Source organism: Flavilitoribacter nigricans DSM 23189 = NBRC 102662, from assembly GCF_002646595.1.
In the GTDB taxonomy this organism is placed as follows: Bacteria; Bacteroidota; Bacteroidia; order Chitinophagales; family Saprospiraceae; genus Flavilitoribacter; species Flavilitoribacter nigricans.
Genome location: NZ_PDUD01000026.1, coordinates 165,361 through 182,398, shown reverse-complemented (window position 1 = coordinate 182,398; position 17,038 = coordinate 165,361). Strand labels below are relative to the sequence as shown.

The window sequence follows — 17,038 nt, the reverse complement described above, 5'->3', positions numbered from 1 at the left end:
TTGCTTAATTTTCTTTTCTATCAAAAGTCATTAAAATAATTCCAGCAATTACAAATGCAATTGGTAATAATGGCTCATCAAAGACATCTAATTTTAGGAACCAATCTTCATTACCAACCTCTGGATTTCCTGAAGTCATCTTGTATCCCATTGCTGCACTAATTCTGGGGATGCCTGATAAGGCTGCAAATCCAAATAAGGTTGCGCCTAGTCGAAAATACCTTCTCTTCGGATTGTGAAGAAACACATAAATTCCTACGACAAGAAAGATAATAAGTGATAGTTCAAACCATCCTGAAAGATAAAATACCAAAAGCGAGGCAGCTATACCTAGAGAAATACTAGTAAATAACCAAGAATTATCCACTTGCTCATTCGGAGCTTTTTGAGGAGCAAACCAGAATTTGATTTTATAAAACCACCACCAAAGCTCTAGACGTTTTATAACCTTGGACATCTTCAAGAAAATACTATCATATATTTCTTCATTGAAATTTGGTTGGATCTTAAGTGAGCATTCATCACATAGTCTTAGTGATTTCAATGATTCCCCGATATCGGGTTTATAACCCATATAATCATAAAAACAACCTCTCGTATCCTCATGATTTTTAACTTCAGGTGAAACAAATTTCAGAGAATATCTTATAATAAAATATGCTATATATGCATACGGCGACTTATTAAATAGATTTTTTTTATTGGTCGAAAAATATGCTAGACCTAATTTAGCTTTGCTCCCTCCAAAAAAATTATTGTCAATTTCCCCTTTTAAAATAGCGATGACAAACCTTCTGTTTCCTTTGGCGGCTTGCCTGTATTTTTCGAGCCATTCATAAACGTCTTCTTTCTTATACCTTGATAAGCTAAAACTGAGCCCATTTTTTAACAATCTTTCAGGCGGCAACCGATAAATAAATTCTTCTTGCGATTTATTTAGTAAGTTAATAACTGTCTCGATATATGGATATTGATTCTGGCCTAAGGCTATGACTTCTATCACATATGCCATATCACTTTATTATAATTATTGGATCGATATCTTCAATGTTTTCATTCGTTTCGGCATCAACAATTTCAATGCCGTATTTATGCTCGCCTCTTTGCATTGCAACCCCAAGTTTGATTTTACCCCTTTCCCCTTCTTTCATATTTGTGACCTGCTCTAATTCCTCTGCCTGTAATTTTGTCAGAATCAACTGTCCTCCTCCGCCCGTACCTTGTGGAGTGGCCTTAGCAAATGGGATTTCGTTTTCAAAAATGATCTTCCATTTAAGCTTTTTTGCTTTTGCAAGTTCTTTTGAAAAATCTTTTCTTTTTACGTCTTGAATGAGTAAAAATTCTAACTCATCATATAAGTTTAGTTCAATAGGGTCAGGCTTTATCCTTATGGCACCTTTCTCCAAGATGATCATTACTTCTACCATATCACAACATTTATGAATACTATTACCTCTTATTTTTCAAGGATGTTATATCTAATTCTTCTCTTTGAAGGCAAAAAATAGAGAATTTTGGCCAGTATTTTTTTGTTTTTGTAATTTTTCTTCTGCGACCACAAAATGTGAGTGAGAACCATTCAATAACTTGGTTTTTGTTACATAGCTATTACACTTATAATAACATATACAAAATTTTGGATGCTTTCAAATCGGAGATGATTCTAGATTAGTAATCTAGTTGCCTTAACTTATATCGAATAAATCCAATAAACGCTCCGTCAGTATTGTCCGGTACAAATTTTTTACTCATTAACGATAATGCAAACTGAGTATGTAATTCCTGAAAATCCCAGTCTGTCCCGGCTTCTTCGGTTATTTTTCTCGCTCGCTCAATTGTCTCTGGCTTAATTCTAGGTAAATCATCGATACCTACAAATTCCTTATTTAACCGAAAAGTTACCACCTCATTATCCAAAAGCTCAATAGAGTAATCCGGCAGATGATCCTTTCGTTCAATTTCCCGGATGAAGAAGCGGAATTTATCCAAATGGGAAGTAGAGCCGGTTTTTTCCTTCAGTTTTCTAAGGCCGATTGACCATTCCGGATTTTTACCGCAATGCTTCCGAGCAATTTCATAAAGTCTGCGTTCCAGCGCTTTACCCAAACGGAAGTACTCCCGGTTGATAGTCAACACCTCTTTTCCAATAATGGAATTATAGAACCAGTCCGAAAGCGTGATCTCCAGCCGCACCATGCGTTTTTTTACCCGGCTACTTTCGATGATGGTATACTTATCGATCAAGCCGAAGCGTTCGGTGATTTCGCGTCTATTGGTTTTAATATTGGTTTTGATCTTTACACCGGAGAGACGATCCAGGGCCTTTTTCAGTAGCGTGTACCCTTCCCCGCTAGTTGGTCGGTTGGTGGCTACCAGCAAGTCATGACTAGAGATCCGCAGTGTTTTGGGCGGAACAGTTCCCTTGTTGATCTGTTCCATGAGCATGGAGCTGTGCTCTTCCCCTAGACCGCAACCACACTAAAGTAGAGATTTTGATTTTGTAATTCGAGTTCATCCGGGGTTTTATAGCCAATCGAGCTATGTGGCCGAATGGTGTTATAAATGACACTCCATTCTTGTATCTTTTCGTTCAGCGCCTCCAGGCTGGAGAACCATTCCAGGTTAAGACATTCGACCCTCAGGGTTTTATTCAATCGCTCGACCAAGCCATTTTGACTGGGCTTTCCAGGCTGAATAAAACGTAATTCTACACCATATTCGTCGGCCCATTCCCCAAGTTTATGAGAGATGAATTCCGGCCCGTTATCGCACCGAATGTAAGCCGGACAGCCTCGCCATTGCACCACCAGGTTGAGTACTTCGATTAAAGTCTTGGCTGAAATACTGGAGTAGGCTTCTGACCATAGCGCCTTGCGGGAATGTTCATCAATAATATTGATTACCCGTACGCTTTCCTGATTGGGACCTACTACCCAATCACTCAAAAAATCAACACCCCATCCCTCGTTGATGTGATCAGGGGCCAACAGATTCTGATATTTACGACTGATCCTGGACCGCTTCGGCGGCAATCGTAAATGCAGCTCTTCAGCTTTCCAGATCCGGTATACTCGCTTGTGGTTCCATGAATGCCCCTGTCGGCGCAGGTAATGAAACACCATCCAAAAGCCCCAGGCTACAAAGCGCCGGGTAACCTGATGAAGCAGATCAGCAATGTAGGTATCTAATTCTTCAGGGCGATGGCCTTGTTTGCGTTTGTAATAAGTCTGACGTCGAAAGCCCAAAACAGCACAACTCTGGCGAATACCGACTGCCTGATCCGCCTTAATGCTATCAATCATTTCTTCTTGGCGTCTTGGGCCTGGTACTTTTTTATCATCTCATAGCCTTGTTGCAGTATATTATGATTGATGCTCAGTTCAGCATACATTTTTTTGAGACGGGCGTTCTCCTCCTCCAGTTCCTTCAATCGACGTTTATCCTCGTCCTGTTCGATAGCCAGATCCTTCTTCCATTTGTAAAAAGTAGCTGGGCTGATCTGATGTTTTCGGCAAATTACTTCTACCGATTGACCCGCATCTTGTTCGGCCAGGATCGCCAATCGTTGAGATTCGGTAAAATCACTCTTACGCATCTGATAAGTTTTTTGAAAGTTAGATAATTTTGAAATAACTCTCTACTCATTTTTGGTTGCGCGATTTGGGAAGAGCACAGTGAAACACGGTAAAGTGCCCCTCCTGTATCAAATACCGCAATTGTTTGGAACAAACTCCGAGTAATTTTCCTGCGGTGCCAGTACTAACCAGGTCATCCTCTCCGATGACTCTTTGAATCTCATAGTTAATTTCCTGGAACTCCTCACGGATCATTTCGCGGAGCAGTTCCTTCAGCTCGTCAGGAGTGATAGAGTGAAGCATTACATTGTTGTTTTGCATGGTAAATTGCTTTTAGAATTTTAGAATGAGGGCAATTTATGAATGCAAATTCATTTTTGCAAATACCAGAAAACCAATGAATTATGCAATAAAATGAATTCATTTGAAATCAAATGAAATGCCTCAAACTTACATCGACTGCTTATCTGAAATCAAATGGTATGAATTGGGAAAACTCTGGAAGACTTATTTTTCAAACTTTAACATTTTTCTGTATTTCTTGGAAAAAATAAAGCCGGAAAGCGAGCTTTTAGGAAAGCACGAAATCAAGATTTCGTTTTTTCTAAGGGGCTTTTCCCCTGGCGCGCCGCAACAAAAATTCTTCTTTACCGTGGCTCGGACGCTCCGCATCCTGCGCCCGCACCACTAACTCGAATTTGTTATTGCACTTGCCTCCCCATCCTCGCCGGAGGGCAGAGGTTAATGAAACAGCGTTTTATTAACCCTAACCCAAGAGGTATTTATGAAAGTAAAAGTAAAAGTCGTTGTTATCGTGGAAGGCGGTGTAGTGCAAAATGTCTATTGCCCTAACCCTAGTGTAGCGTTTGATTACATCGTTGTGGATTATGATCTGGAGGATTCCGGAATTGAAGGCATGGAAGAACTAGTGCAGGCCCTTGAGCGTGCTGACAGCGAGGAAAAGAAATATGATTCCCAACCTTCTATTGAAGACGTTTTAGCAATGAAGAGAGCTGATCTTGTCAGTTTAAGAAATGAGGATTAAGGGAGAATGAAATGACTGACACGTATTACGGATATTCAAAAGAAGTGCATGAACTTGCTAAGACTTATATTGAGCGAGACATTTATGGTAATGCCTCCTATATGGTAGAAGATTTTCTAAAGCACAATACCGAAGCGCCATTTCTTGCAGAAGCTGGATTTTGTTATGATAATATTGAAAATCTTTATGCTTTTGATTTGGAATCAATCGAATACTTCCTGTCTGACCACCTAACCGATGAAGAAATGGAGATCATGCTGGAACAGCCTTTTGATGAAAGAGAAGCGAAAGCCGAAGAACTTGGTTATGAGCCGGACCCACAGGAAATTTACGAGTGGTATCTGATTTCTGAATGGTTATTCTATCAGCTGAGGGATTTGGAGCAGCCAGTCCTGAAAACCGATTACGGCTTCTTTTGGGGCCGCACAGCAACCGGACAAGCTATGATAATGGATGGTACATTTCAGAAGATCGCTGAACAATTCGTCGATTAAAAAAGGAAGCCCCTCTTTTCATTGAGGGGCTTTTTCAAAGCTCTCAAAATTCGAAATGGACTTCTTCTTCAAGTAAAAGGCTGCGAAGCAGCTTTACCATAAGGAATCGGTTTTTATTATCCTCCATTGATTTTAAAACCATTTGATGTGGTGGTTTACCACCCTGCTCTCTTTTTCGGTTTTTCTCCAAAGAGGCAAAATACCTTTCGCGAAATCGCTTTTCCAGCCGGTCGAGATTATGATCTAAAAATGGGTCATTTTTATCAAGAGTAACGCCATAAAAGGTGGCACTTGTCATTTCTAGCCCTTCGCCTGCCCGTTCAGCGAAGGGCTGAGCGCGTTTCCCTCCAGAAGGGTTTTAAGCTCACCCAATAGAAGTAGGGTTTTATCTTCCTCCTGCGGAGGATCTGGCAAGGTTAGTTCCTGCTCTTCCGGTAGGTTAGCAGCAGGAAGCAAAGCAGCCTCACCGTTCTTAAGGTCATCAACGAATTGCTGTAATTCATTCCGGGCAACGTAGAAGCTTTTCACTTCCTGCCAGCCATCCCGGTTCCGGAATAGTTCGATTTGAGTTGCAAATATGGTTTCCCGGAGGATCATAATTTCGATCACCCACCCTATTAGCATGAGCGAGCTTACGGAAACGATCCAAGTGAAACCGTATGGTGAAAGTACCAGCCAAGCTTCGACAATTGACAGTATGAGTAAGGCAGTAGCCGCAATGAAACCAAATGAGAACCTTCTTTGAATGTTGGCAGGATTAAGTTGGAAGAAGAACACCAACGTTCCCCTGCCCACTTGTATGGCCAATGGCACTAAGAAGGCAGCAACCATAAACCCGATATTTGGTGCGTTTTGGGCATGAAATATGCCCATGATGACCGCCGATATTACATAGGTTGAAATCAGCAATCCGAAGCTTAGTTTTGGAAGTATGCTGCGCAAGCGCTGAATGGACTTCCCGAAATCATCATTTACCAGAATATTTTGCATTGGATTATTTTTTGAATGGTCAATTTTTTATTTCAATAGCACTTACATCTCAGTGATTCACAACCCTCAAGTTTCCGCTGCCAGAGTCCTTGCTATTCTTTCTCTTTTCCATAATGCTGAAGGCTATCTCCTCCGCATTCTGTTCACTATCGATACCGATGTACTCACGCAAGTGAGATTCCGTGGCATGGCCCGTCATTGGCATCAATTGTGCCAAACGGTAGCCCATCCTATAAAGATTGGTAGCGAAAGACCTCCGACAGGTGTGGGAGGAAACTTCCTCATATTTTGGCACATAGGTCTTTTCAACTCTGGCTTTTCGGCCTATGTACTGTTTGACGATAAATACCTTATCATCTAATTTGGCTTTCTTGCAAATGTCTTTGATCACCAAGTTGAATTTCTGCATGGACATTTTGGGCGAGGTATAGTCATGCTTTTCTAAAATAGGAATCAGCCAAGGAAAAATATTGAGTGGGATCTTTGCGGGAGTATCTGTCTTCTGAGAGATCAGGGATAGAATTGGAATGCCGTTGATGGTCTTATAGAAATTGTCTGGTGTATAGCGAGAATAATCACTAAATCGCTGTCCTGTTCCAGCACCGATCAGAAACAGATCACGGACTTTGTCGGCAAAATTGAAAAGCCGTAGGTCGGCCAGCCGTTGCAATTTTTCGGGATTCAGCGTTACTTTTTGACCAACTGCTTTCTTCTTCGGTATCATCCAGCCTGATCCCTGATAGTCGATATTGGAATGTAGCTTCTTTCTTCGTGCTCGTTCCAGGAATTGCCGTAAGACGCTCAGCGTTTTGTTGCCGTAGGCAAGCGCATCATTTCTACTTCCTAGCCAGTCGATCAACTCCAATCGAAAGTTCCAGTCGACATCTTCGTAATCAAAAGGATGGACTTCCCCGGCAAAACTGATCAGGATATTGGCATGACGATTGAATCCCTTCCAGCTACTTTTTCGCATGCCTTGGGTTTTCATATCTTCCAGTTCTGTTTTAATAAACTCCAGGAAGGTGGGCTTTTGCGCTTGCTCTGTTGCATCCTGTTGAGCGGCCGTCTTGCCAGTCCTGATATCCAATTGTTCTTTAAAACCATCTAGGCTGATCGAGCCATATTCCGATTCGATAAAGATATCGATACAGTACTTGGCCAAGTCATCTAATAGCCGCTTGATAGCGAACAGGTCAGATCGCCTTTCCTGTTGGATCGGCCTTTGCATTTTAGAATCCCAATCTTTAGGGTGGATAGAGTAACCAGTGGAGTACACCAGCCGTTTCCCTTGGTAACGGAACACCAGGGAAATCAACGTTTCTGTTTTGCTTTTAGGAAGTCTGAGATTGAACTTCGGTTTCGGTAACTTTGCCATGTTAAACGATTTGTGTTACGAAATTAGGTTTCGCAACTCAAATCGACAGCGTTGTCGGGATCGTTGTCGTTTCTCTTCCCGTCTTTTCCTTTTTAGCAGTTACCGAAATTGAAAAATTCTCAAAAAGTGCAGATTTTCAAGGTTTTACGCGGAATACGAAGGAAAACCTTTTGATTCGGCCTAACCAAGTGGGACCACACAGCATAAAATAATACGTTTTGCTAAAAGCCTTGATCCTCAGTGATCAGGGCTTTTTTGTTGGTGCTATTGGGCTTGAAGTAGCTTTAATGTATTTGTTCCTATTAATATTTTTCAGACGTGTTTTTATTCACCATGTCTTTGCTAACACGTCAAATTATGAAAGTCAAAAAAATCCTCTGGAAATACCGGCCGTATAAGGACGGCCGCTGTGATGTCAAGATCTACGTCTCCCACTAGATCTACTAGCAGTATGGGAGCTGTCTTCCCGGCAATGCCCTGATTAAGGATCTGTGCCTAGATCAGGGCGTATACGGCATATGCTAAGGAAAGACCGGAAAGAAGTTGGCCGATGAAGCCGATGAGGCGGTAGGTGGCTAGGCTGGAGCCGTTTTCGTTGAAGAAGGCTTTATTCTCGGGATGGGTTTTGGTGATTTTCATTTTTTTATCCTGTTTGAATTATGGTGTAGTACTATCCATCGTGTTTGTCACTTTCTTTTTCTTCAGCAAAAAAGAAAGTAACCAAAGAAAATGCCGCCGCTGTGGAGCCTTTGGCTAAAATGCTTTTCCATTCCGCTGCACAAAAAAAACTCGTCTTCGCTGCGCTACGCCTCAAACAGTTTTTTGTGCGGCCGCTCCATTCCAAAGCATTTTTTAACGCCAAATTCTCCAAGGCGGACCCACGCCAGCAGCATTCTACGATTATGATGATTTAAAGTACCCGGTTGCTGGTTAGGCGGGTGAGCCCGGCAAAATAGGGGGGAGCGGGAGCCAGCCTCGCGTTGAGCCTTTATTTTGCCAAGCTTTTTGCCCACTTTTCAGCGACTGGAAAAGTGGGACCCTTTCAAAAAGTCAATCAGATGAATCAAACCCCTCATCCTGCCTATTTGCCAAATCATCCAGCGAATCTTGCAAAGATTCAATCCACGCTCGAAACCTATAAAACCACTTCGCCAAAAAAGCAAATACCATAAACCTGCACTGAAAAATTTATTGGTGCGCATAAACAGAGGTTTTAAGTACTCTCCAGAACGGGGCGGCAGCAGGGCCACCGACCCCCGATCGGTGGTAGGGTAGAAGATTGCTAATTGATTCAATCCGGTACTTCCAGATCTGCAGTGACTTTGGCGGCTGCCGGTTCGCTTTTGGGATTTGATAGTTCGGTCGTTTCCGGTTTGCTGCCAAGTAACTGGAGACTGGTGATGCGCAAGGCAAAATCCGCTGCCGGCTGCCCATCGCTATTCCGGTAAATGCTGCCTGAAGGGGTGCCTTCCAGGTAAACCATTTGCCCTTTTTTGAGAAAGTTGGTTTAAGCGGGTATTGCTCCTTTCTAAGATCTGCTGTAAATTGTACTGGATCAAAGAAAATTCCAAACCGATGCCTATTCTCCAATTTCATGTAAGCCTTCCGGAATGCAGTTTTCCACTCTGGCGCCGCTTTCAGGTGACCGACGATTACCGTTTCGACCGCTTCCATCAGGTTGTCCAGTTGGCTATGGGCTGGGACAATTATCATTTACACGAATTCACGATTGGAGACCGGCGGGTGGGCATGGTCCTGGATCTCAACGACGATTATCCGGAACCAAAGGATGAAACGAAATTACGCCTGCGGGATTTTTCTTTAAAACCGGGTGATCGCATGGATTATCTTTACGATTTTGGAGATGGCTGGCAGCATTTGATTGAACTGGAATCGATTATAGAAGGAGATTTGGTGGTCCCTTTCTGCCTGGAAGGGAACGGCCGCTGCCCAATCGAAGATAGCGGAGGAATGGGAGGATACTTGTATGCGTTGGAGGCTTTGAAGGATCCCAATCATCCGGATCGTTTTTTCTGGGGGGATGAACCTCCGGAATCTTATGAAGATTACAACCCGGAATTTTTCCCAATCAAGGAAGTAAATGCCGAACTGGCCTTGTTCGGGGCCTGGCATAAAAAACATCCGAGGGCGAAATCGACTCCCTGGCATCAGATTTAATAAAAAATGAGCTATCTCATTCTGAAAATATGGAATGGCTATGAGTGAATTTCAACTTTATCAATTTAAGGCAGTTGACCGGCCATTGACGACTGAAGAACAGTGTGAAGTAGGATCCTGGTCGAGTCGAACTCAACCTACCTCTACATCGGCTACTTTTTCGTACGCTTATGGTGATTTCCCAAAAGATGAAGAAAAGGTTGTTGAGGAGTACTTTGATATTATGCTTTACCTGGCCAATTGGGGTTCCAAACGGCTTATGATGCGCTTTCCAAAGAAGCTAGTGGATCAGGACGCAATAAGTAAATTCTTAATCAATGCCGACGATTCTTTTACGACCCATTTGGCATTGATTGAAAGGCACAACTGCTTTTTGCTCGATTTTTATTGGTCGGATGAAGAAGGAGGAGAATGGATCGATGAAGAGGCATATCGGGTAGGTGAATTTGTTGCAATAAGAGAGGGGATCCTTACCGGAGATTACCGGGCTTTGTACCTTTTCTGGCTAAAACTTGCGGCCTTTAAAGCCCAATGGGAACCGTGGGAAGGAAATGAGGAAGATAATTTAGAGATACCAGCTCCTCCCATTCCACCCAATCTGAAAAAAATGAATGGGGCTCTAAAAACCTTAGTTGATTTTTTCGAGATTGATATTGACCTTATTGCTGCAGCCCAACAGGCAAGTACAGATACCGGCCAACTTGAAAAGAACTTCAAAAAGTTGATTCTTCAATTGCCGGAAAAAGATCGTATAGACTACCTGGTTCGGTTGGCGGCCGGAGAAATTAACCTGGATATCAAACTTCGCCGGCAATTGGAAACTTTGGATAAATCGCCAACTCAACCTATGACTGAGACTTTATCTATTTCAGAGTTGCTGGGATTGAGCACTATAAAGGAAAAGGAACGGCAGCAGGAAGAAGCCAGGCGGGCGGCAGAGGCACATCGCAGTAAAATGGAAAAAGTAGCTCGGGAAGAGATAGCTCTTTGGCAAAGTGTTTATGAAAACCTGGAGCTTAAAACTGGCAGGTCTTACGATCTTGCTACGGCTACTCTGAGAGATCTAAAAGAGCTGGCAGTATTTCGAAATGATCAAACGACTTTTAAAGACAAGATGGATAGAATCAAGGAGAATTACGGTAAATCAAGGGCTTTGATGCAACGGTTTGATCGGAATAAATTGAAATAGACAAGTTCAAATCTTTGGAGCTTGTTGAAAAAGACGAATCATATCATTACGTTGTCCTGAGACGAATTTCCCGTTTGACTAAAGCCAGAGCGCAATACCTGAATTCATTGTGAATCTATACACTTCAGAGTCTCTTCGACGGATGGTTTCGGAAAAGATATGTTCGCGTAACGCCTACAAAACTGAAGTTTGCCGGCGTTATGGACGAGGAAGAAGCTAAAGTGTAGGATAGCGCGATAGCAGAGTCAAGAAAAATTGATGAGGATGAATGGTAATTACCTGCTGGACTCCAATGCAATCATCAATATTTTCAGAGGAGACCAGAACGCTATTTCCAGAACTAAAAAAATAACTATAGTTCATCTTCCGGTTATCGTGATAGGTGAACTTTTTTATGGTGCTCACAAAGCCAATCGTACGCCGGAGCGGATATTACAAATTGAGAAGCTTGAAGAAACGGTAATCATCTTGGATATCACAAAAAAAAACGGCACGGATCTACGGTTAGATCAAAGATCAACTTCCGGCCAAGGAGAGGCCAATTTCGGAAAACGACATTTGGATTGCTGCGCTTGTCAAGGAGCATGGTCTTACTTTACTTACTAAAGACCGACATTTTGAACAGGTGGAGGGCATAAGAGTTGAAAAGCTTTAACTATTTCCCTTTATCCCATCTTGATCAAATTCCAAATCCACCCATAAATAACTAACAATCAAATCAAGGCAATAAAAACACGTCTCAAACCAAGTAGGACCACTCAGCATAAAATAATACGTTTTGCTAAAAGCCTTGATCTTCAGTAATCAGGGCTTTTTTCGTTGGTACTACTGACTCAGCCCTGGATTTACGTTTACTATCAGTGCATAACCCGTCGCAGGTGAAACCTTATATGCACATAAAATGCCGGGATCTTACGTATTCATTCCTCATGTACTTTAGCCAGAAAAGTAAAACATGCGATAGACCTATTTTTTAAGACGACCCTCCCAATCAACACCACCCCAGCACATAATCCAAACTGGAACAAAATCCCCCCATCCCACGTAAAAAGAAATAGTCAACCCATCAATTTGCAAAACACCAAATATTTATTGAAATTAACACCAGTTATTTATATATAGATAAATTGTTCCAGTTTATCAAGTCAGGCCCTTTTAGATGCCCTGAACAATGATCTTAAGGGATAAGACAACCAATACTCAGTTTACATAACCACCAACCCTAAATGAAATATTATGAAAACCCTAGCAACCCTAACCGTTTTATGTCTCCTGTCCATCACGCTTAGTTTCGGGCAGGATCAGGCCTCGGGCGATTTTCTGGCCTATATCGATGGAAAGATCAGTGCGTTCCCCGGATCGGGCGGCAATGAATTCAGCGAACCGACCATCGGGGAGAGCAATACATGGAATACCGCCATTACCGAAGTCATGAACGCGCAGTACGCTCAGGCCCACACTACCCTTGCCGGGCTAGGCTATCGCCTGGTCGAATACACCGATAACGTCTCCGGTTCGGTTTATTACATTGTAGAAAAGCTTTCCTCTGCTTCCAATTATTGGGGCATTTACGTGTTTAATCCGGCACCGGATCGGTCCACACTTATCATCCAGGGCCCCCATCCGAAATACGACACTAATACGGGATCACAAGCTGCTTATGTATTCCGGGAGATCGGGGCCAGAGCACTTTTCCTAAGCGGCACCCACCGCTGTAACGATTCTACCGCTTCCAGTTGCAGCGGTACTACCAGCGCGTGCGGGAACAGCGAAGCCTTCAGAATATCCGACAACCCGCATAATACCAATACGATCTTCCATACTACTACGGAGAATCTTTTCGACGCCATTCCCAATTCCATTTTCATTCAACTGCATGGCTTTGGTAAGGAAAGTTCCGATCCGTACGTTATCCTGAGTAACGGCACGCCGCTTCAGCCACTGCCGCTTGATTTCCTCGCCCGTATCAGGGACGAACTTTTTGTAGAAGATAATGTCCTGACCTTTAAAATTGCGCATCTCGACAATTGGACCCGACTCACTGGCACCACCAATGTACAGGGCCGGATGATCAATGCGTCCGCTGACCCCTGTCTGGAAATTTCTACCGGCAATAATGGTCGGTTTATCCACATTGAACAGGAAAAGACCCGGCTGCGCAATGATGTAAGTGGCTGGACCAAAATGAGCAATGCGCTCGCCCGGGTATTTGTTGCAGACGGCGGCCCCAATACCGTGGTAACTTTTTCCCCTGTGTTGTCTTCAGCAGATGAAACGGCCGGAACGACCACGATGACACTCGAAATTCAAAACCCGAGTGGTAGTCAGGCCACTACTGTTGAGGTGGTGTTGACCACTGGTGATCCGGCTGATGTGAACAATTATACGACTCAGACCATTACTTTTCCCGCCGGCAGCAGTGCTTCCCAAACCCTGGATCTGACCATTACCGATGATCAGGATCTGGAAGGAGATGAAACGCTGCTCTTCAGTTTGCAAAACCCGGCCGGAGGAAATAGCGCTACTATTGGTACGATGTCGGCCCATGCACTGAGTATCCTGGATGATGACGATCCGGACCTCGTCGTCAATGAGTTCATGCCCTGGCCCGCCGGATCAGACGCAAGTGCAGGGGGAGCTACCCGATTCGATTCGAATGGCGACGGCACCTATAGCTACCACTACGATGAATATGTCGAATTGGTAAATAAGGGCACCGCTCCGGCCGATATTTCGGGCTGGAAAATTAATGATGGGGCCGACCGGCATATCTTCCCGGCTAATACCATCGTTCCGCCCGGAGGGGCTATTGTGGTTTTTGGTGGCGGCACGCCCAGCGGGTCCTTTGGGAACAGCATCGTCCAGACCGCCAGTGAGTCCACTTCGCTCGGGCTGGTCAATACCGGTGACCAGGTGTTCATCAAAGATGGTGCCGATGTCACCCAACTGAGCTTTACCTACGGTCCGGCCACCCGACCGGTTGCTTTTGTGCGAAGTCCGGATATCACCGGAGATTTTGTGCCGCATCCGCTCACCTCGGCCTACTCTAATGAAGATGGGACTAATGCCCAGGCTTCACCCGGTGTGAGACAAGACGGTACGCCCTTCGGTAATTTGGATACCGGCGTACAATTTGCAAGTTCCGGAACGACAGTTGGTGAAGCCGCCGGTCAGATAAATATTACTCTTTCTATATCGAACCCCAGTAGCACGCAGGCCACCAGCGTTGATCTGGTGCTAACGGCCGGTGATCCGGCGGATATCGATAATTACACGACCCAAACGGTTACCTTCCCCGCGGGTAGTTCGACCAGCGAAAGCATTCCGCTTACGATAACGGACGACTTATTGGAAGAGGCTACCGAAACGTTGACGTTTACGCTCCAAAATATTACCGGCGGCACCAATGCTTCCATTGCTTCTCCGGCAACGTTCGACTTAAGTATCACGGACAACGACTTCAGTCCCGTTGCCGACTTCACGGCCGACCTGACGAGCATTGAAGAGGGCGGAACCGTCTCATTTACGGATCAATCGACAAACGGCCCAAGTAGCTGGAGCTGGAGTTTTCCGGGTGGAACCCCTTCCGCCAGTACGGCTCAACATCCACAGGTTACTTATGCTGTGGCCGGTATCTACGATGTAACACTCACGGCCACGAATGCAGTTGGTAATGATGTGGAAACCAAAGTGGGCTACATTACCGTAACGGTCCCGGGAAATTGCGCGACTATTAATTTTGAAGATTTTGAAAGCGGATGGGGCATCTGGAATGATGGCGGTAACGATGCCTGGCGGAGTAGCGGCGATGCTTCTTACGCTAATTCTGGAAGTTTTACGGTTCGCTTGCAGGATAATACCAACACTTCCGTCATGACGACCGACAACCTGGACCTGACAGCTTATTCATCCGCCGAGATTTCCTTTTCTTACATTACCAGATCGATGGATAATGCTAACGAAGACTTTTGGCTGCAGATCTCTACCGATGGCGGAAATTCTTTCACCACTATTGAAGAATGGAATCTCAACGACGAATTCGTAAACGATCAGAGGTACAATGAAACCGTGAGTATTGACGGCATTGCCTTTACGGCTAGTACCCAGTTTAGGTTCCGTTGTGATGCATCGGCCAATAATGACCAGGTTTTTATTGATGATGTGGAAATCAGGGGATGCGGAGCTGGACAATCATCAGTTCTTGCGGATACGCCAAATACTATTTCCCTTGGTAGGGATGAGATTGCAGGTGAGGGGAGAAAAATTCTTGAGCATACGGCAACAGTACAGCATATTGAGGTTGGAAAGTTAGAAGATCACGCTGAATTCTCTACCAACTTACATCCCAATCCAGCAAGTCAGATCGCAAACCTTGATCTCATGGGTAAGACCGATCAGGAAGCCGATGTCTATCTTTTCAATATGCACGGCCAGGTCATACAGGTGTATCATTTGGATCAGGTTGAAAATAACCGCATTGCTCTGCCATTGACTGGATTAACCAATGGTGTTTATGCCGTAATTGTCAAATCGGGCCAACGAACCGTGGGTGTCCATCGATTGATGGTCTTTAAATAGGCCGTCCTGGTTGACAGACCTGGTGATTTTGGTGGTTGTACCAGGCATTCGTCGTGATAAAGGCTAGTTTTCTGGTGGGAACACCAGGCACAAAAAAATACGTACTACTAAAAGCCTTGATCTTTCCATGATCAGGGCTTTTTTGATGTGTTATTGCTACACGGCACGGTCTCACTTCACTTTAAAAGTTGAACCTGCATTTGTACGCTTATCCAGCTACTCCTCAATCAGCCCACTGATCAAATGTAGATCGACTCATAATTAAGATCATTGTGAAAGTCTGTAAAAAGGCCAATTATTACTGCAAATAGAAGCGTCCCCGGCAGCATATCGATAGACTGTCACGGGATATTACATCCCACCAAAAAAAATCATCATGAACGTCTCCATAAAATGGTCTTTCGGTCTGATCTTGGTTTGGGCAGTTTTCAGTTTAGCCAGCTGTAAAAAAGAACCGCCGATTGAACGGGTAAGCATTTGCCCCAAAGGCAATTATGTACAAATAACCAGTAGCTTGTCCTTGCCCGACTACACTTTAACCTTTAGCACCCAAAAGCAAATTGATGACTTTAGCATAGATTATCCGGAATGTGTGGACCTGAGTAAATTCTGGGTATATATCGATGGTGCCAGTATCCGGAGTCTGGAAGGTTTAAGTCAGTTGACCGAGGTGCGCGGTTTGGATATTATCAATACCTATACGCTGGAAAATCTGCATGGCCTGGAAAATCTTACTTCCGTCCTCGGCAGGGTACTGATCCGCGGGAACCAGGGGCTAAAAGACCTGAATGGGTTAAGTGGTTTTACTTCATTGGGCATATTTATAGAAAACAACCCGGCACTTACCAGTCTGAGAGGCCTGGAAAATTTAACTGCTGCGGGATTAAAAATAGTCGGAAATGAGTCTCTGGAAAACCTGGAAGGATTAGAAAATGTGCAGTCGATAGGTACCCTGGAAATATACGAGAATGATGCTTTATTGAATTTAAAGGGTTTGAAAAATATAGTTTCAATTGGCGTCTTAAAAATAGGTGACAATAACGCTCTAAGAAGTTTAGAAGGCCTGGAAAATTTAGAGTTCATCAGTTCGATCACCATAAGGGATAATGATCGGCTGACCAGTCTGGCTGGAATAGAAAATGTTCCCGTTATTGGTCGGTTCTTCTATATAGAGCGTAATGCGGCGCTTACCAATCTGGATGCCTTACATAATCTAACTGCTCTGGGTTCGCCATCAACTACCGGATATCCGTCAATAAGCCTGAGTATAGAGGGGAATACTGCGCTAGGAGATCTGAGAGGACTGAATAATCTGACCTCCATCGGGGGCGGTCGATTATTTGTGGGTGACAATGCGGTATTGCGTAGTTTAAGTGGTTTGGATAATATTGATCCGGCGACCATGACCGGAATTGAACTCATGGATTCGCCCCAACTCACCACCTGTCACGTAAAGAGCATTTGTGATTTTTTAAGCAATACGGAAAGCTCCAATTATATAACGATTAGCGGCAATGCGGTTGGTTGCCGGACACGAGTGGAGATAGAGGGGGCTTGTGAGCAATAATGTGCACTATTTCGCCACAAAGCTTTAACCCTTTCTCTGCCTCTGAC

21 protein-coding genes are annotated in these 17,038 nt (G+C 44.0%); 10 read left to right on the top strand and 11 right to left on the bottom strand.

What is annotated here, in order from left to right; translation table 11 throughout:
- Positions 1-4: 4 nt before the first annotated feature.
- From CRP01_RS22505 to CRP01_RS22480, 6 genes are all read right to left on the bottom strand, one after another.
- A complete protein-coding gene (locus CRP01_RS22505) occupies positions 5-1,012 on the bottom strand; it encodes a hypothetical protein (protein ID WP_099152369.1) in 1,008 nt (335 codons plus the stop codon).
- 1 nt (position 1,013) lies between these two features.
- Entirely contained in the window at positions 1,014-1,427 is a 414-nt protein-coding gene (locus tag CRP01_RS22500; protein ID WP_099152368.1) for a hypothetical protein, read from the bottom strand.
- Between the two features lie 241 nt (positions 1,428-1,668).
- Positions 1,669-2,439 (bottom strand): replication initiator protein A, encoded by a 771-nt coding sequence (locus CRP01_RS22495; protein WP_233752735.1) that lies wholly within the window; start codon positions 2,437-2,439, stop codon positions 1,669-1,671.
- Between the two features lie 23 nt (positions 2,440-2,462).
- Positions 2,463-3,302 (bottom strand): IS3 family transposase, encoded by an 840-nt coding sequence (locus tag CRP01_RS22490; protein WP_099152366.1) that lies wholly within the window; start codon positions 3,300-3,302, stop codon positions 2,463-2,465.
- Positions 3,299-3,595, bottom strand: a complete 297-nt coding sequence (tnpA, locus tag CRP01_RS22485; RefSeq protein ID WP_099152365.1) for an IS66 family insertion sequence element accessory protein TnpA — start codon at positions 3,593-3,595, stop codon at positions 3,299-3,301. The genes CRP01_RS22490 and tnpA overlap by 4 nt, the downstream gene beginning before the upstream one ends.
- A 46-nt stretch (positions 3,596-3,641) precedes the next feature.
- On the bottom strand, positions 3,642-3,896 hold the full coding sequence (locus CRP01_RS22480; RefSeq protein WP_099152364.1) for a hypothetical protein: 255 nt from the start codon (positions 3,894-3,896) through the stop codon (positions 3,642-3,644).
- Between the two features lie 103 nt (positions 3,897-3,999).
- Here CRP01_RS22480 and CRP01_RS22475 point away from each other — a divergent pair, with 103 nt between their 5' ends.
- The 3 genes from CRP01_RS22475 to CRP01_RS22465 all read left to right on the top strand — a co-directional run bounded on the left by CRP01_RS22475 (position 4,000) and on the right by CRP01_RS22465 (position 5,114).
- Positions 4,000-4,266 carry a hypothetical protein gene (locus CRP01_RS22475; protein WP_143473498.1) on the top strand — a complete coding sequence of 89 codons (267 nt, stop codon included), beginning with the start codon at positions 4,000-4,002 and terminating at the stop codon, positions 4,264-4,266.
- Between the two features lie 93 nt (positions 4,267-4,359).
- Positions 4,360-4,620 carry a hypothetical protein gene (locus CRP01_RS22470; RefSeq protein WP_099152362.1) on the top strand — a complete coding sequence of 87 codons (261 nt, stop codon included), beginning with the start codon at positions 4,360-4,362 and terminating at the stop codon, positions 4,618-4,620.
- Between the two features lie 11 nt (positions 4,621-4,631).
- Complete coding sequence (locus CRP01_RS22465; RefSeq protein ID WP_099152361.1) at positions 4,632-5,114, top strand: hypothetical protein; 483 nt, start codon at positions 4,632-4,634, stop codon at positions 5,112-5,114.
- Positions 5,115-5,157: 43 nt separating this feature from the next.
- On the opposite strand, the gene CRP01_RS22460 is transcribed toward CRP01_RS22465, so the two are convergent.
- The 4 genes from CRP01_RS22460 to CRP01_RS42410 all read right to left on the bottom strand — a co-directional run bounded on the left by CRP01_RS22460 (position 5,158) and on the right by CRP01_RS42410 (position 8,118).
- Positions 5,158-5,412: a hypothetical protein gene (locus CRP01_RS22460; RefSeq protein ID WP_099152360.1), complete on the bottom strand. Its 255-nt coding sequence runs from the start codon at positions 5,410-5,412 to the stop codon at positions 5,158-5,160.
- 2 nt (positions 5,413-5,414) lie between these two features.
- Positions 5,415-6,104: a hypothetical protein gene (locus CRP01_RS22455; protein ID WP_099152359.1), complete on the bottom strand. Its 690-nt coding sequence runs from the start codon at positions 6,102-6,104 to the stop codon at positions 5,415-5,417.
- 49 nt (positions 6,105-6,153) lie between these two features.
- Positions 6,154-7,479 carry a tyrosine-type recombinase/integrase gene (locus tag CRP01_RS22450; protein WP_099152358.1) on the bottom strand — a complete coding sequence of 442 codons (1,326 nt, stop codon included), beginning with the start codon at positions 7,477-7,479 and terminating at the stop codon, positions 6,154-6,156.
- Between the two features lie 495 nt (positions 7,480-7,974).
- Positions 7,975-8,118, bottom strand: coding sequence for a hypothetical protein (locus CRP01_RS42410; protein WP_170110496.1), 144 nt, complete (start codon positions 8,116-8,118; stop codon positions 7,975-7,977).
- A gap of 44 nt (positions 8,119-8,162) precedes the next feature.
- On the opposite strand from CRP01_RS42410, the gene CRP01_RS41915 reads away from it, so the two are divergent.
- Positions 8,163-8,393: a hypothetical protein gene (locus CRP01_RS41915; RefSeq protein ID WP_143473497.1), complete on the top strand. Its 231-nt coding sequence runs from the start codon at positions 8,163-8,165 to the stop codon at positions 8,391-8,393.
- 377 nt (positions 8,394-8,770) lie between these two features.
- On the opposite strand, the gene CRP01_RS22440 is transcribed toward CRP01_RS41915, so the two are convergent.
- Complete coding sequence (locus CRP01_RS22440; RefSeq protein WP_099152356.1) at positions 8,771-8,962, bottom strand: hypothetical protein; 192 nt, start codon at positions 8,960-8,962, stop codon at positions 8,771-8,773.
- A gap of 92 nt (positions 8,963-9,054) precedes the next feature.
- Here CRP01_RS22440 and CRP01_RS22435 point away from each other — a divergent pair, with 92 nt between their 5' ends.
- From CRP01_RS22435 to CRP01_RS22410, 6 genes are all read left to right on the top strand, one after another.
- On the top strand, positions 9,055-9,657 hold the full coding sequence (locus CRP01_RS22435) for a plasmid pRiA4b ORF-3 family protein (RefSeq protein ID WP_143473496.1): 603 nt from the start codon (positions 9,055-9,057) through the stop codon (positions 9,655-9,657).
- A 40-nt stretch (positions 9,658-9,697) separates the two neighbouring features.
- On the top strand, positions 9,698-10,846 hold the full coding sequence (locus tag CRP01_RS22430; RefSeq protein WP_143473495.1) for a hypothetical protein: 1,149 nt from the start codon (positions 9,698-9,700) through the stop codon (positions 10,844-10,846).
- A gap of 264 nt (positions 10,847-11,110) precedes the next feature.
- A complete protein-coding gene (locus CRP01_RS22425; protein WP_170110495.1) occupies positions 11,111-11,452 on the top strand; it encodes a PIN domain-containing protein in 342 nt (113 codons plus the stop codon).
- A complete protein-coding gene (locus CRP01_RS43470) occupies positions 11,409-11,501 on the top strand; it encodes a PIN domain-containing protein (protein WP_394337765.1) in 93 nt (30 codons plus the stop codon). Before CRP01_RS22425 ends, CRP01_RS43470 begins: the two co-directional genes overlap by 44 nt.
- Before the next feature lie 581 nt (positions 11,502-12,082).
- Positions 12,083-15,424 carry a lamin tail domain-containing protein gene (locus CRP01_RS22415; RefSeq protein WP_099152352.1) on the top strand — a complete coding sequence of 1,114 codons (3,342 nt, stop codon included), beginning with the start codon at positions 12,083-12,085 and terminating at the stop codon, positions 15,422-15,424.
- 514 nt (positions 15,425-15,938) lie between these two features.
- Complete coding sequence (locus CRP01_RS22410) at positions 15,939-16,991, top strand: hypothetical protein (protein WP_170110494.1); 1,053 nt, start codon at positions 15,939-15,941, stop codon at positions 16,989-16,991.
- The last annotated feature ends 47 nt before the right edge of the window (positions 16,992-17,038 follow it).

Bases quoted from the DNA above. Each gene is read 5' to 3' on its own strand.
- CRP01_RS22415 (WP_099152352.1), top strand. From the start codon at position 12,083: ATGAAAACCCTAGCAACCCTAACCGTTTTATGTCTCCTGTCCATCACG.
- CRP01_RS22490 (WP_099152366.1), bottom strand. From the start codon at position 3,302: ATGATTGATAGCATTAAGGCGGATCAGGCAGTCGGTATTCGCCAGAGT.
- CRP01_RS22425 (WP_170110495.1), top strand. From the start codon at position 11,111: ATGAATGGTAATTACCTGCTGGACTCCAATGCAATCATCAATATTTTC.
- tnpA (WP_099152365.1), bottom strand. From the start codon at position 3,595: ATGCGTAAGAGTGATTTTACCGAATCTCAACGATTGGCGATCCTGGCC.
- CRP01_RS22435 (WP_143473496.1), top strand. From the start codon at position 9,055: ATGCCTATTCTCCAATTTCATGTAAGCCTTCCGGAATGCAGTTTTCCA.
- CRP01_RS22455 (WP_099152359.1), bottom strand. From the start codon at position 6,104: ATGCAAAATATTCTGGTAAATGATGATTTCGGGAAGTCCATTCAGCGC.
- CRP01_RS22430 (WP_143473495.1), top strand. From the start codon at position 9,698: ATGAGTGAATTTCAACTTTATCAATTTAAGGCAGTTGACCGGCCATTG.
- CRP01_RS22440 (WP_099152356.1), bottom strand. From the start codon at position 8,962: ATGGTTTACCTGGAAGGCACCCCTTCAGGCAGCATTTACCGGAATAGC.
- CRP01_RS22460 (WP_099152360.1), bottom strand. From the start codon at position 5,412: ATGACAAGTGCCACCTTTTATGGCGTTACTCTTGATAAAAATGACCCA.
- CRP01_RS22505 (WP_099152369.1), bottom strand. From the start codon at position 1,012: ATGGCATATGTGATAGAAGTCATAGCCTTAGGCCAGAATCAATATCCA.
- CRP01_RS22495 (WP_233752735.1), bottom strand. From the start codon at position 2,439: ATGGAACAGATCAACAAGGGAACTGTTCCGCCCAAAACACTGCGGATC.
- CRP01_RS42410 (WP_170110496.1), bottom strand. From the start codon at position 8,118: ATGAAAATCACCAAAACCCATCCCGAGAATAAAGCCTTCTTCAACGAA.
- CRP01_RS22480 (WP_099152364.1), bottom strand. From the start codon at position 3,896: ATGCAAAACAACAATGTAATGCTTCACTCTATCACTCCTGACGAGCTG.
- CRP01_RS22450 (WP_099152358.1), bottom strand. From the start codon at position 7,479: ATGGCAAAGTTACCGAAACCGAAGTTCAATCTCAGACTTCCTAAAAGC.
- CRP01_RS22500 (WP_099152368.1), bottom strand. From the start codon at position 1,427: ATGGTAGAAGTAATGATCATCTTGGAGAAAGGTGCCATAAGGATAAAG.
- CRP01_RS22465 (WP_099152361.1), top strand. From the start codon at position 4,632: ATGACTGACACGTATTACGGATATTCAAAAGAAGTGCATGAACTTGCT.
- CRP01_RS22470 (WP_099152362.1), top strand. From the start codon at position 4,360: ATGAAAGTAAAAGTAAAAGTCGTTGTTATCGTGGAAGGCGGTGTAGTG.